This is a genomic window from Paenibacillus sp. W4I10, from assembly GCF_030816325.1.
Taxonomy (GTDB): domain Bacteria; phylum Bacillota; class Bacilli; order Paenibacillales; family Paenibacillaceae; genus Paenibacillus; species Paenibacillus amylolyticus_B.
In genome coordinates, this window is the sequence record NZ_JAUSXX010000001.1 from 1,690,942 (window position 1) to 1,704,503 (window position 13,562).

Genomic DNA, 13,562 nt, shown 5'->3' on the forward strand with positions numbered 1-13,562 from the left:
TGACCAACATTCGTCTATCTACTTCTATTCTCGATCAAAAACAAAAGCCGGCAGCTCCTAAAACAGGAAGCTGTCGGCTATTTATTTCCTCTACCTAGCTGCCGATATTCGCTTGGCAGAAGACCTGTCAGTTCACGGAAAATCCGGCTGAAATATTTTTCATCCGTATAACCCACTCGCTCCGCAATCCAGAAAATCGTATTGTTTGTATTGAGCAAGTACTCTTTGGATTTCTCTACCCGGATGAAGCGGGAATACTCATTAAAGGTTTTCCCCATCAGATCTTTGAAACATTGACTGAAATAACTTCGGCTGATGTTGAGTTGTTGGGAGAGACCTGAAGCTGTATAGGCCTGCTCCAAATCATGCTGCACGATCATCACTGCTTTTTTCACGGCATCGATGATTTCCTGTGAATATGAAGTCTGTTCATCAGCCTTTCGAATGCTTGCAGCAGTCTGTTTGATCCATTCTTCAACCTCGTACCAAGACTCGAAAGAATGGATCATCGAGATTCTTCCAAGCGTAGTTTGGGCAAAAATACGGTTCCACTCCATTACGATCGAGTACAGCAATCCCATCAACTGACCTTTATGTAATCGTAATGATTTGAACTGGTCAACAAGTTGGTTGTAGTAACTATCGTGGTGGGTCCATGGTGTTTGGAACCAACTTTGTTTAATCCGGTCAAGGTCCTCATCCTGCGGTTCTTTTGAAAATGTATCTTCCTCATTCATGGAAATGGTAATGACTTGGTTATTGGGATTGTACGCATAGAATAAAGTCGTCTCTGTATAATTCCTAATCCAGTTTTTGATTTGCGACCATGTTCGCTCTTGTACATCAGACAAAACCAACAACGTACTATGGGGAACTTGATGCAGGCCTTCCTTCAATTGATGAAAAAGTTGATCCTCTTTGGACGGGGGTGCAGCCCACATGCAGCTATGACGCTCAACCTCCCACCTTATCAGATCTTCATGCGCAGTTAACTCTAGTGGCCACTTCTGCTCTGATTTACGATCCTGTGAAACAAGTGCATACACATTTGGATAATGGACATTGATTTCATCCTGCGAAGGCATCTTTCTTGTCGTGTTTGTCAACCCGCTAATTCGGGTATGTATCCGTTGCAGAACATGTTCGAATTGTTCTTTCTCCAGCTGCACTTTGGCTATATAATCGATGGCTCCGAGTCTTAGCGCTTCCTGGATATAATCGAAATCCTGATGCAGTGTTAACACAACGATATGAAGTTCCGGATAGAGCTGCCTCGCAGCTCGCATCAGTTCAATTCCTGACATGACGGGCATCGCAAGATCCGTTAGCATCAGATCGACCGGTTGGGTTTTTAGGAAATCCAGTGCTTTCGCCCCGTTGCTGGCCTCTCCTACAACCTCCATGTTGAACTCGTTCCATGGCATCGCAGAGCTAATGCCTTTGCGTACCAACTTATCATCATCTACAATCAATACCTTAATCATGCCGAGATATCTTCTCCTTTAATAGGCAATACGAGCAGTATGCTTGTCCCTGTTCCCAATTCACTCTCGATCACCAGTTGTGCTTGATCCCCGTATTGTGCCTTCAACATGCGGTGAACGTAATTGAGTCCGATGCCCATCCCTACTTTTTGTTGTTCAGCTTCACGATTGTTCAGCAGATTATGAATGGTATCCTCAGTCATACCTGCACCATTATCTTGTATCATAATGTTCAACGTTGAAGTGCATGTCACTTCAATCTGAATAAAACCTTCGTCACTCAATCCATGATATAACGAATTTTCAACCAGCGGTTGCAGAATGAAGCGGGGCACAGGAATTTGAAGCACTTGTTCATCCGCAGTAATACGGACGTCAAATTCAAAATCATAGCGAATTTGCTGCAAAATCAGATACTGTCTTAGGGCATCGATCTCCTCTTCCATGGTGGATACTTGCCCTAATTTGCCCAAATTGTAATACAGTAGCTTGTTTAATGACTGCACCAGCTTGTCGATCTCTCCTTGTCCGTTCATGACGGCCAACCAGTGCACCGTATCGAGCGTATTCATCAGAAAGTGCGGGTTGATCTGATAGAGCAGTTTTTCCACTTCCAGGTCTGCACGTATCTTCTCTTTCTGCTGAACTTCCTTGAAGAGGTCACCAATCTGATGCTGCATATTCGAAAATTCACCCAACAGAAAATCAAATTCAGGAATCTGAGTGCGAGCTCGGTTCCCTTTCGTTTGTGGATTTTTGGACATCCCATTGATCTCCGAATGGAACAGACCGAGTGGTTTGTAGACCATCTTCCACAGGAGCCAAGCGAGAAACACGGTAAAGCCGAGGAAAAATAAAGCGACCAGCAAAATTTGAAGCAACCACTGGTTTTTCTCCTGTTGATATTGAGACTGCGAAATGACCGATACGACACTCCATTTCTGTGAGGAATCCTCCTTGAACCAGTGATACCCGCGGGATATCCCGTCCTTGGCAGGATCTACTGTTAAGCTGGAGAAATTCTCCCCTACCCTCATGGCTTCCGGTATTTCGCTGTACACAATGTTGCCTTCACCATCCAGGATGAGATGAGATAGTGCGCCGTTGTATTGATTGTAGCCCAAGATATCCTGTGTGAGGCGAAAGCCTGATTCTACGTAAATGAACACGTCGTTCCTCTCGGAAAGTTGTACTTTACGCATAGCAGACAGAACAAGTTGATCATCAAATCGGTTCATACTCATATGGGGGCCATAGTACTTAATGCCATAGGTTTGGAAGAGCACAGGCAGAGACTCAGGAGAGAAACGATCCTTGATTGGAAAGTTGCCGAACTGAGTAGTACCTTCTTTTTGAAAGTAATACAGGGTTAATCCGATATTAGGATTGGTGAAGGTGACAACACTTAACTCGTTCTTTAATTCGTCCCTGGCCTCAATCAGTTCGAAGATATCGGAGGAAGGATTCAAGAATTCATCTAATCTTTTGCCTAAAGTACCCCTGTAAGATAATTGTTGCGTAACATGATTCAGATTGGTGATGGAGTTCTCCAATGAGGATGTCACCTGTTGTAAATTGCTACGGATGCCATCATCGATCTTATTTGCGAAAATGGAGTCGATCGTATAATAAGAAATCGCAAATATACTGATAAAGGGGATAAACGCACTGAGAAAGAACAGTAAAAAGATTCTTTTTTTAAGTGTCATGGGAACCTATTCTCCTTCTGAAAATGAAACAGCAAGCCTCCTGCGTATGGAAGCTTGCTCCAAGTCCAATTTCCTTTCATCATTATAGAATGATATTCAAATAAGTCAAACGCTTTCATACTGTGCGCATATAAAAAAGTGCTACTCCTCAAAATGATGAGGAATAACACTTTTATATGCGTACCTTACTTCAGTTGTAATCACTTCTTGTTAATGGAATGCTCAAACATTTAAGTCTACTCTCGTACCGTCACATTTAATTTGTGTGATCTGGTTTCCCCTGAAGAATTACGAAGTACAGCTTCATACTCGTAGATTCCGGGTACTCTTCCAGAGATTGAGGTAACCGCAGACTGTGCACCAGGCGAATGAGATTCCAGTGATTTTGTGTCAATCAATACACCATTTTCGTAAAGTTCGTATTCGGTTGCGTTTGTTCCCCACCACAGATTCATGGTGACATTATAGTTGCCGTCACCATCCCAGTTGTCGTTCGACAGAACGGCTTGCCCCGGAGAAGCATCCGTGACGATGACTGTCAGTGGAACACTCATGGTTGAACCCAGTGCATTGATCAATTCTCCAGTATAGATATAGGTGCCATTTTTCTTTCCAGTAATATCAACTTGAACAGATTGGGCGGACGGGGATTGATCGACTAGAGAAATTTCTTTAATCAATTCACCATTCTCATACAGCTTGAACTGATTGCCGTTATTCCCCCACCACAGATTCATCGTGATTGTATAGTCTCCGTCTTTGAGCCCCGTGTCGTAACCATTATTATCAGATAACACCGGAGTGCCAGGGGCACCGTTTGCTAGTGGCGTTGTCTGATAGAGCCATTCCTCCCACTTAATCAGCACACTTGCCTGCTCATCCGTAAATACGGTTCCTCTAGCTGATTGAACGTCATTACCGTAGGATGCAAGCAATTGACGCGCTTTTGCTCCTTCACGATCGTTTGCTGCCTGTTTGGCCTGCTGTAACGTGTTTGTGAGCTGATCAGCAAGAACACCAGCATTAGGATCGATCGATTCATCAGCTAAGGCGTTGGTCAGATTAATCAGGCTGTCGAATGTAGCAATAACGCCAAAACGATATTCTACCGTCTGTTCCCAGCCAGCCAAATCGGAGACCGTTGCCGTAACCTGGTTCAGGCCGGGTTCCAGTGTATACGCAGGAGTGTCGAGAAGCACACCCTCCGGTTCTTTCACACCGGATACCGAATCGGAAGCTGTATAACCAATTTCCACATGCTGATCAATGGTGTATTCAGTTTGACCATGAATTTCAATGGTTGGAGGTACGAGATCAATGGATATGGACAAAGACTGTTCACTCTCTTTGTTGCCGTCAACATCGACACTCCAGTAGGTGATGGTATGTGTACCTTCTTCAGTTAGGGTCAACTGTGTGCCACTCACCTTTTCGCCTCCATTGATTTGATAATAGGTCCCTTCGATATCGGAATCTTCATCACTTGCTGTGAAGGTTACTTGTGCCGGAGAAGTATACCAGTCGTTCTGCAATTCTCCTTCCACAGTTGCCGTAGTATACGGGGCCTTCTGCTCCGGAGATTCCCCTTCCAACGTAACAAAATCAGATAAAGGTATATTCAATTCCTTCACAAGACGTGCCACGAGTTCAGAAACCTTGATTGCACCGTTCATTTGCAAATGTGTATTGTCCTCGGTTGTACCTACCCACATGAATATCGATTTGGTTCCTTCTGTGCCTAGCTCCTGGAAATGCTCCCAACTGGCTTGGTTCAGATCAATGATGAGTGTTTCCGTCTCCTGCGCTGTTTCTTTCATCGCCTGTACGTATTCCGGGAAGCTTTTGTTCAGCACCTCTCCGGTAAAATCACGACGATTCACTGGCGTGACCAGAACCGGAATCGCACCTCTCTGCAGAGCGCCGTCAATGTATTCTTTCAAATATACCTTGAACTGCTCGGGCGTGAGATAACGCTCTGGACGTGAAGGTGTGGAATCATTATGAGACCACTGCATGAACAAATAATCGCCTTCTTGAATGTCGAGTAAAATATCGTTGAGATATCCACCGACCAAGAAGGTCTTGCTGCTCAAACCTCCAACTGCCCGGTTATCAATACTGACTTCATTTGGATCAAAAAATCCACCCAACGTTTCTCCCCAGCCTGCTTGCGGACGATAGTTTTCCGCGTAATTGGCCACAGTGGAATCGCTGGCCAAATAAATAACAGGTTTATCGCTTGCACTGTGATCTGGCAGACGCTCCAGCTTCAGCGCATTGATCTTCGGTGCATTTCCGGTGAAATTGAAGTTAAAGACCCCATCAATCAGGGCAATGTCATACGTGATTTCTTTGAATTCGCCCTTGGCAATGCTTGTAAGCGGCAGCTTTGTCATCTGTTCTACAACGACATTTGCGCTGGTTGATTCCTCCGCATCCCCGATGGTCATCGTTACCCGGTAATTGGCCGGTTCCATCTCCGCCAGGAAAGAGGTACCGTTTACTCGTGTGAAATCTTCCTTGAGCAAATCTCCGGTTTCCCGGTTCTCATCTTTGGTCAGCGCAGTATCAGCAAAGCCGTACCCATTGCCTTCAATGTACGCTCTTTTGGCATCTGCCTTGATGTATCCGTCGGCTGCGTCGCCAGAACCAAAGTCAAATTTGTATTCACTTATCTCTTCGCTCGGTGCACTTGTCAATGAATCCTTCGCAACAGTTAACATGTTAAACGTATGGTCAACTTTAGCCTGCGTGGCTTCCGTATTGAATATAGCTTCCGCAGCTGCCAAAGCCCGGTTCACTACGGCCTTCGATGCATCTGTATAATCCGACAGATTCAGTGCTTGGATCTCATCGTACAGAGCGATTAAGGCAGTCTGATCGCCGCCCTCCGAAGAGAGCTGAGTACCTTCAATTCGTACGTTGTCGATCTGGGTAGTCCAGTTCAACGTGCCTCCACCGCCTTTTCTCGTTCCCAGGAACCGCATGGATCTGACGTTGTCCGCATATGCGGCGGAACTCAGCGAGATATCTGCAATCGTTTGTGTAACTGTCGGATCGGCTAGGTTCGTTAATGTCAGATCCAATGTTTTCTCTGCAAAATTAACGGTTGCATCCACATTGACCCACTGGTTCTTGGAAATATCTGTACCCGTTCCCCCTTCGGGTATGGCTGTATCCCCTGTGCCGTAGTCTGGGTTATATGCACCGACAAAATAATGAATTTTGGTGCTTCCGGTTTTGGTATACAGCGTGAACAGGGCATTTTCGTTAGAATCCTGTATTGTGAGGTGACCTTCTGATGGATAGGCACTCACATTACCGGATTGCCAGTCAAAGTTCACGTTCACCTGATCGCCGTTTACGGCATCGAACAGACGGAATACCTTGGCCCGATTGCCCGATCCGGAACCCGCGACGGACAGTACTTTATTTCCAGACTGTTCAACAACGGTTCCCGTCATGGTTCCTGCAATACCCGTGGCATTGACCATCGCATATTGGTAGTTGGCAGCGTCGCCTTCAAAATTCTCCTCATATAGCTGGGCTTCCGGCTCTGGTTCGGGCTCGGAAATATCCGGGTCGATGACCAGTGATGAAATGCTCAGCTCCATGTCTTTGACTGCACCAGCAACGAGTCCGGCAATTTTCTGTGCACCATAGCTGCTGAAATGCGTATTATCGTTGATCCCATTTGGGTATTTTGGATATTCACCCGGATTAGCATATAAGAACACTTTTTCCGTAGCTGTGTTACCAATTTTGTCGTAGTAAGCAATACTCAACTTGCTGAGATCAATCAGTGGCACGTCCTGCTCTTCAGCTACTTCTTTGGCAGCCTGAACATATGCCGGGAAGCTAACGTTGAATTCTTGAGTCACTGTATTAAAATCTCTGCGCCCAACCGGAGTCAGCAATACCGGTGTAGCGCCCCGCTGTTTGGCACCGTTTACATAACGAGCCAAATAAATTTTATAGTCCTCCGGTGATGCGTACCGGTCCGGTATCCCTGCACTGGCGTCGTTATGACCAAAGGAAATGAAGAAGAAGTCCCCCGGCTTAATTCGCTGCAGGATCGTATCGAGACGACCGTCTACCATAAAGGATTTACTGCTTCGGCCACCGATCGCATCGTTCACGACGACTGCCCCATTGGAGAAATAACGTCCGAACTGCTGACCCCATCCTTCTTGAGGAGCCTGCGCTTCACTGTAAGATTGCATGGTTGAATCACCAGCCATATAGATCGTTGTTGCCGCACCAGCCGCTTTCTCTGGATATTTCTCGATGATGACGTCTTGGATGTCTATGGCTGTGCCCGTGAAAAGAAGATCGAGCTGTCCATCCACCACAGCAATATCATAGGAATACTCCAGTGGTGCTCCTGCTGTCACATTGGTTACGGCGAGCTTCTGGACGAATTCGGATTTGACTCCAACGTTCGAGTCATTTGCATCATTGCCCAATCGCAGCGTCACCTTATAGTTGGCATTGGGCAGATCAACGGCAAATGTCGTGCCCGCCGCGACCGAAACCTGTTTTGGCCCTACCGTAACACCATTTGTATCCTTGAAGCCGTATCCCGGATCTTGTGCGTAGAGCGTATCCTGTATGTTCGTACTTCCTGACGCAGTCTCTGTACCGAAATTAAAGCGGTAGACCGGCTCCGGCATTTCAGCTTCGCGAGTCAGCGCCAGATCGGCTTTAGGGAATGCTGTAGCTTCCGCTCCAAGATAAAAGCCGGTATGAGGCGGCTGGTTGTAGGCTACATTTTGCCAGGCTATGCCAAGTCGATACACAGGGTCCTGCATCAGCGTAGGGATGCGATAGTCTGAAGGAATGGTCGTTGTGTAGAGACGATACTCCGAACTATCTTCGCTCCGCAGCAGAAGCTCCTCACGCCAGTCGCCCAGAATGTCCGCCTGAAGTGCCGGATTGCCTTTGGTATGGTTGTTCGTTAACGTACCGGTTGCCCGAAAGATTTCATTCAGCTTTTTGTTTTGGTAATCCCACTTATAGATGAGCGGAATTCCTTTGGCTGTGCCATTATCCCACTCATGGTCCAACAGCTCCCGCTGAAGATCTCCATCCCACCAGATGGCAAAGTTGGCGGTTTTGGGCCCTTCGTCCACAGTGTAGATAGCCTCTCCTGCTGCTGAATAGGTATTGGTTACAGGTACACTTTGCCCGTTGGTAACGGTCGTGGCCCATGATTCGTAACCTGGATAGTTCGGATCAATGTCCGCCGACATCCCGCGACCGGTGTCAAAACCTGTTTTCTCACCCCAGAGGATTTCCCCTGTTGCCGCATCGCGCATCTCCAGTCCGTATGCCGCATCCGAATGCTCATGCACGCTTACGACCTGATAGCCCTCCCGGTTCGGATTGAGCTGGCCGGCGTGCATGGCGTCACCGTGGCCGAGTCCGGTGCTGTACATCAAGCTGCCGTCATCGTCAATGGCCAAGGCGCCAAACATAATTTCGTCCTTGCCGTCCTTGTCAACATCCAGCACACTTAGATTATGGTTGCCCTGTGATTGATATTGTGATCCTGCTTCGTTTGTGTCGAACGTCCAGCGCTTGACGAGTTCCCCGCCAACATAATCATAAGCAACAAGCACTGTGCGGGTATAATAACCCCGGCTCATCACGACACTTGGCTTCGTACCATCCAGATAAGCAATCGCACCAAGAAAACGGTCTACACGGTTGCCATAGCCGTCACCCCAATCACTGACATTGCCTCTTGGTGGATCATAATTCACGGTGGATACAGCCGCGCCAGTCTCACCGTTAAACAGCGTGAGATATTCCGGTCCTGACAGTATGTATCCGCCATCGTTGCGATAATCCTTCGTGCCGTCACCAATGACCGTGCCTTGGCCATCCTTTGTGCCGTCCGCCGTCTTGACAACAACCTCGGCCTTTCCGTTGCCATCGAGGTCATACACCATTAACTGCGTATAATGCGCTCCGGCGCGGATGTTGACTCCCAGGTCAATCCTCCACAGCTTGGTGCCGTCCAGTTTGATGGCATCGATATAGACATTGCCCGTATAACCGGCCTGCGAATTATCTTTGGAATTGCTCGGACTCCACAAGAAAACAATTTCATATTCGCCATCCCCGTCCAAGTCAGCTACGGAAGCATCTCCTGCATAGTAGGAGTAGGTCCCACCATCCTTCGTCCGGCCATCGGCCGGTTTATCGAGCGGAATAGGCAGATAATCGTTATGCCAGACTGATACTACCCCCGGTTGCATTTGCTCTTTGCCTGCAATAACAGTGGAAATCTGATATTGCGAGCTGTCGAAACCCGTGGTGTCCACATAGTTTGTCACGTCGCTTATGGGAGACGCATTCACTTTGGTTCCATTTTTATATATATTGAAAGCGATATCATCTGGGTCGTTGTTTAAATACCTCCAGCTCAGAAAAACGCCGTTGTCTACAAGAACCGCAACCAATCCCCGGTTAAGATACTCTGCTTGGCGACCCGGCAGGCTGCTTGATGACTCTGCACGTATCGGCGCCGGAGGGACAGCCAGTGAAATAACCATAAGGAGTGCTAAAAAAGATACAAACATCGATTTCTGGATGGAAACAGTTCTTCGGATCATTCGATTAACTCCTCCTTATCTAAAAATTCATTTTTAGAATCATCAGTTCGATCCTGCCCAGCTTGTTGTCATATGAACACAATTTACAGCCACCTCCTTTTTATGTTACCGCTTACATTTATCTTACAGGTCTAAAAAAAGACAGACAATCTAAAAAATGTGACGTATTATATAAGATAATTGACTTTTTTAGGAAGGAGACGAAACGATGGTTCATACGGTTTCTTATGCTTTTCGTAATGACGATACATCAATCATGACACTGGACTCTATTGGATGGCAGATCGTTTCTAGCGAGGAATATCGTTGTCCAAGTGATGATAGACCGGACCCGGGACACGTCGTTTTTCAATACACGCTTAATGGTCAGGGTTATCTGGATATTGAAAATCAAACGATTCCTTTACCAAAGGGACATGCCCTACTTGTTAAAATATCCGGAGAACATTGCTATTACTATAAACAAGAGAACAACGAACCATGGGAATTTATATGGATTAACATTCGCGGGGATGAAGCCAACCGAATTTGGGATATGATGCATGATAATGAGGGACATGTCATTCGACGAAACGCGGACTCTCCCTTGATTCAAGAGTTATGGCAAATTATCCATTTGATTCATCAAGAGAAAGTTACGGACAAGTATCGCTTGTCCATGCAAGTCTATCGCTGGTTGCTTATCCTGGTACAGACGAGTCGGGATGCGGAGAAGGATATCGGTGCCCTATCCATAACAACGATTGAGAAATGTAAAAAGTTCATCCGAGAGAATTATGCATCTCCATTGACGTTGGATCTTCTAGCCAGCCATTGTGATATCAATAAACACTACTTGTGCAGGTTATTTCAGAAATCCGAGAAAACATCACCGCTAGCCTATCTCAAAGACAGACGCATTGAGGTTGCAATCCGGCTACTCCGCACAACGGAACTCCCGATTTCCCAAATTGGTCAACAATGCGGTTTTGAGAGTCCCAGCTATTTTGGCAAAGTTTTTCGGCAATATATGTCCATGTCGCCCAAAGAATATCGCTTGAATAAGTTGGAGTTTCCTTATGAGGCCATCTATTATGAATAGCTAAACTTGCTGTTTGCTAGTCGTCTTTGGCTCATGAGCTATACTTTTTCCCATGACAGATTGTCAAACCAAGTGCGACAGTTCCTCTGTGAAAGATTCGTGAGCGGTTCTCCAGCCCAAGCATTTTCGTGGTCTGTGGTTTATTAGATCTAGTGAACTGGCAAGATCTTCATCCTCAACTTGAGCGAGATCGGTGCCTTTCGGGAAAAACTCTCGAAGCAATCCATTCGCATTCTCATTGGAACCGCGTTGCCAAGACGAATATGGATCAGCAAAATAAACGTGCAGGTCATGGCTTGTTTCCAGATTGGCATAGCATGTTATGAACAAACACTCTAAACAGCGACCTATTGTAAATCATCACCATAAGATATCATTATTTTAGCCCGGTATCGGTTAGTATTAATCCACATTTACAGGCTCGATCACTTCGAATAAAAATGGATTACCATTTAAATATTCTCTTATGTATGCTTGGGCATACTTTTGTTCATCGATTAAACTGGTTGTTTCTCTTGGATCAGAGGCGTGATGGCAGCAGTTCTCGATCATGAACATGACAAAAAAACATTCCAGATCCCGAATATAGTCGGTTTCCAACTTCCTAATACTCTCATAACCTTGGATAAGCATCCATCGATGCTTTGGCCAAAGCTCCAATATGGTGCCTGCCATATCGTAGAGATAATATCCGTACCCACATCTTCCAAAATCAATCGGATAGGGTTGATTATCCTCAAAAACCATATTACCGGTATGTAAATCAGCATGAATGAGCCCATAGTTATGTTCACTTGGATGCATCGTGGTAAGTTGGGATACAACCTTCTCAGCTGCATCTTGATACAGCTTCCATCCCTCTTCGGATAAAAAACGCTCATAGTAACGTTCCAACTTAGCCATTTCACGTTTAAAACTTTCTACTCCCCAAGTAGGTCTTACAAAATCAGAAGGTGGATTGAAATCCTTTGCTGCTTCATGGAGCCTGCTCATCAATACACCTATATTATATGCTTGACTATCTGTAAATTCACCTACAACTTTTTCACCCTCTATCCATCGCATCATCGTTATATAAGGGCGCCTATATCCTGTCTCTGTTTCGATGTCCAATACATAAATACTATCACAATTTGCCATCCCTTCTGGTACTTTTAGATCTTTCGATTTGTTCAGTGCTTGTAACAGTAGGAGTTCCGAACGAATTTCCTCTCTGCTTAATCGGTCCGAATGAATGCGAAGTAAATAATTGTTATCTGTACTGGTTTCAATTTTATACGTGATCGTATCGCCGGATAGTTGAATAAACTGGATGTTATCCCATTCTACGTCATACTTTCGAATTGCAGATAAAGCGACTTTCCTTGCTCTGATTAATAACGCCCGCCGTTCTTCATCAGTATCAAATCTAAAAAAATCATTCATTTGTTATCCCCCTGCAATTTTTATGAAGTAAATTAACTACTTCTCTTATATGTTATTATAACGATAGTAAAAGCTTGAAAATATGTAATAAACAATTTAATTTAAACTATACTTACGACAGATTATCAAACCAAGTGCGACAGTTCCTCTGTGAAAGATTCGTGAGCGGTTCTCCAACCCAAGCATTTTCGTGGTCTGTGGTTTATTAGATCTAGTGAACTGGCAAGATCTTCATCCTCGACTTGAGCGAGATCGGCGCCTTTCGGGAAAAACTCTCGAAGCAATCCATTCGCATTCTCATTGGAACCGCGTTGCCAAGACGAATATGGATCAGCAAAATAAACGTGCAGGTCATGGCTTGTTTCCAGATTGGCATAGCATGCAAACTCCTTTCCCCGGTCAGCCGTGGCTGTGAGGAAAGTGCCTGTGGGATACTGTGAGATGGCTACACCAAGCGCAATTTCCATAGACAGAGCAGTGCGATCAGGCATGAGAATGGCGGTATATAGACGGGTTTTGCGTTCAATGAGCGTGGCTATGCATCCTTTACTTTTCCCACGACTAGATACGACGGTATCCAATTCCCAGTGCCCAAACGTTTCACGAGAACGAACCTCTTGGGGACGATCCGAAATGGATCTGCCAATGGCAAATTTACCGCGAGTTTCTGCGGGTTTCTGACGCTTTCCTTTGTGCCGAAGAACCTGTAACGTGCCTTGAACCAGTCGACCTGCGTAGATCCAGCGATAGATCGTTTTGAAGGATACTGCTGGCAAGCCTTCGGTACGGAAGCGTTGATTGATCTGTTCCGGAGACCACGTTGCCTTCAGTTTTTCCTCCAGTGAAGCAGCTAAGGTGCTTGACCATTTACCTGAAGAAACAGAGGATTGACGACGCTTCTCATAAGCGTTCTGAGCGTGTTCTGCCTGATAGGGATACGATGAATTAGCACGATCTAGTTCGCGGCAAATCGTGGACGAATGTCTCCCCAGTTCTTTTGCAATAGCTCTTGAGCTTTTGCCTTGTCTGTGGAGGATTTCTAGCTTGCTGCGTTCGATTATGCTAAGATGTGAATAACTCATGGACTGATTCTCCTTGTGTGAATGCTGGTGTGGTAACTTTCATTCTACACGAATCAGGCTGTGAGCCATTTTTTTATTTCAGTAGGGTGTCGCACTTCATATTACAATCCGTCCCATAAAATAAAAAAAGCCGCTATATAATAGCGACTTTTAATGGAGCT

6 protein-coding genes and 1 pseudogene are annotated in these 13,562 nt (G+C 45.7%); 1 reads left to right on the forward strand and 6 read right to left on the reverse strand.

All coding sequences use genetic code 11. The features are described from left to right. Window positions 1-77: 77 nt before the first annotated feature. The 3 genes from QF049_RS07645 to QF049_RS07655 form a co-directional block, all read right to left on the reverse strand. Window positions 78-1,484 carry a response regulator transcription factor gene (locus QF049_RS07645; RefSeq protein ID WP_307536232.1) on the reverse strand — a complete coding sequence of 469 codons (1,407 nt, stop codon included), beginning with the start codon at window positions 1,482-1,484 and terminating at the stop codon, window positions 78-80. Then, entirely contained in the window at window positions 1,481-3,193 is a 1,713-nt protein-coding gene (locus QF049_RS07650; protein ID WP_307536234.1) for a sensor histidine kinase, read from the reverse strand. Before QF049_RS07650 ends, QF049_RS07645 begins: the two co-directional genes overlap by 4 nt. A gap of 236 nt (window positions 3,194-3,429) precedes the next feature. After that, window positions 3,430-9,813: a rhamnogalacturonan lyase family protein gene (locus tag QF049_RS07655; RefSeq protein ID WP_307536236.1), complete on the reverse strand. Its 6,384-nt coding sequence runs from the start codon at window positions 9,811-9,813 to the stop codon at window positions 3,430-3,432. Between the two features lie 208 nt (window positions 9,814-10,021). On the opposite strand from QF049_RS07655, the gene QF049_RS07660 reads away from it, so the two are divergent. Next, entirely contained in the window at window positions 10,022-10,894 is an 873-nt protein-coding gene (locus tag QF049_RS07660) for an AraC family transcriptional regulator (protein WP_076210573.1), read from the forward strand. Between the two features lie 63 nt (window positions 10,895-10,957). On the opposite strand, the pseudogene QF049_RS07665 reads toward QF049_RS07660, so the two are convergent. The 3 genes and pseudogenes from QF049_RS07665 to QF049_RS07675 form a co-directional block, all read right to left on the reverse strand. Next, window positions 10,958-11,215 (reverse strand): annotated as a pseudogene (locus QF049_RS07665) (IS30 family transposase); the annotation flags it as partial. A gap of 81 nt (window positions 11,216-11,296) precedes the next feature. Continuing rightward, complete coding sequence (locus QF049_RS07670) at window positions 11,297-12,319, reverse strand: phosphotransferase enzyme family protein (RefSeq protein ID WP_307536238.1); 1,023 nt, start codon at window positions 12,317-12,319, stop codon at window positions 11,297-11,299. 125 nt (window positions 12,320-12,444) lie between these two features. Beyond that, complete coding sequence (locus QF049_RS07675) at window positions 12,445-13,401, reverse strand: IS30 family transposase (protein ID WP_307536240.1); 957 nt, start codon at window positions 13,399-13,401, stop codon at window positions 12,445-12,447. Between the last annotated feature and the right edge of the window lie 161 nt (window positions 13,402-13,562).

Excerpts from the sequence above, each read along its gene's own strand:
- QF049_RS07670 (WP_307536238.1), bottom strand. The coding sequence starts at position 12,319 with ATGAATGATTTTTTTAGATTTGATACTGATGAAGAACGGCGGGCGTTA.
- QF049_RS07660 (WP_076210573.1), top strand. The coding sequence starts at position 10,022 with ATGGTTCATACGGTTTCTTATGCTTTTCGTAATGACGATACATCAATC.
- QF049_RS07645 (WP_307536232.1), bottom strand. The coding sequence starts at position 1,484 with ATGATTAAGGTATTGATTGTAGATGATGATAAGTTGGTACGCAAAGGC.
- QF049_RS07655 (WP_307536236.1), bottom strand. The coding sequence starts at position 9,813 with ATGATCCGAAGAACTGTTTCCATCCAGAAATCGATGTTTGTATCTTTT.
- QF049_RS07675 (WP_307536240.1), bottom strand. The coding sequence starts at position 13,401 with ATGAGTTATTCACATCTTAGCATAATCGAACGCAGCAAGCTAGAAATC.
- QF049_RS07650 (WP_307536234.1), bottom strand. The coding sequence starts at position 3,193 with ATGACACTTAAAAAAAGAATCTTTTTACTGTTCTTTCTCAGTGCGTTT.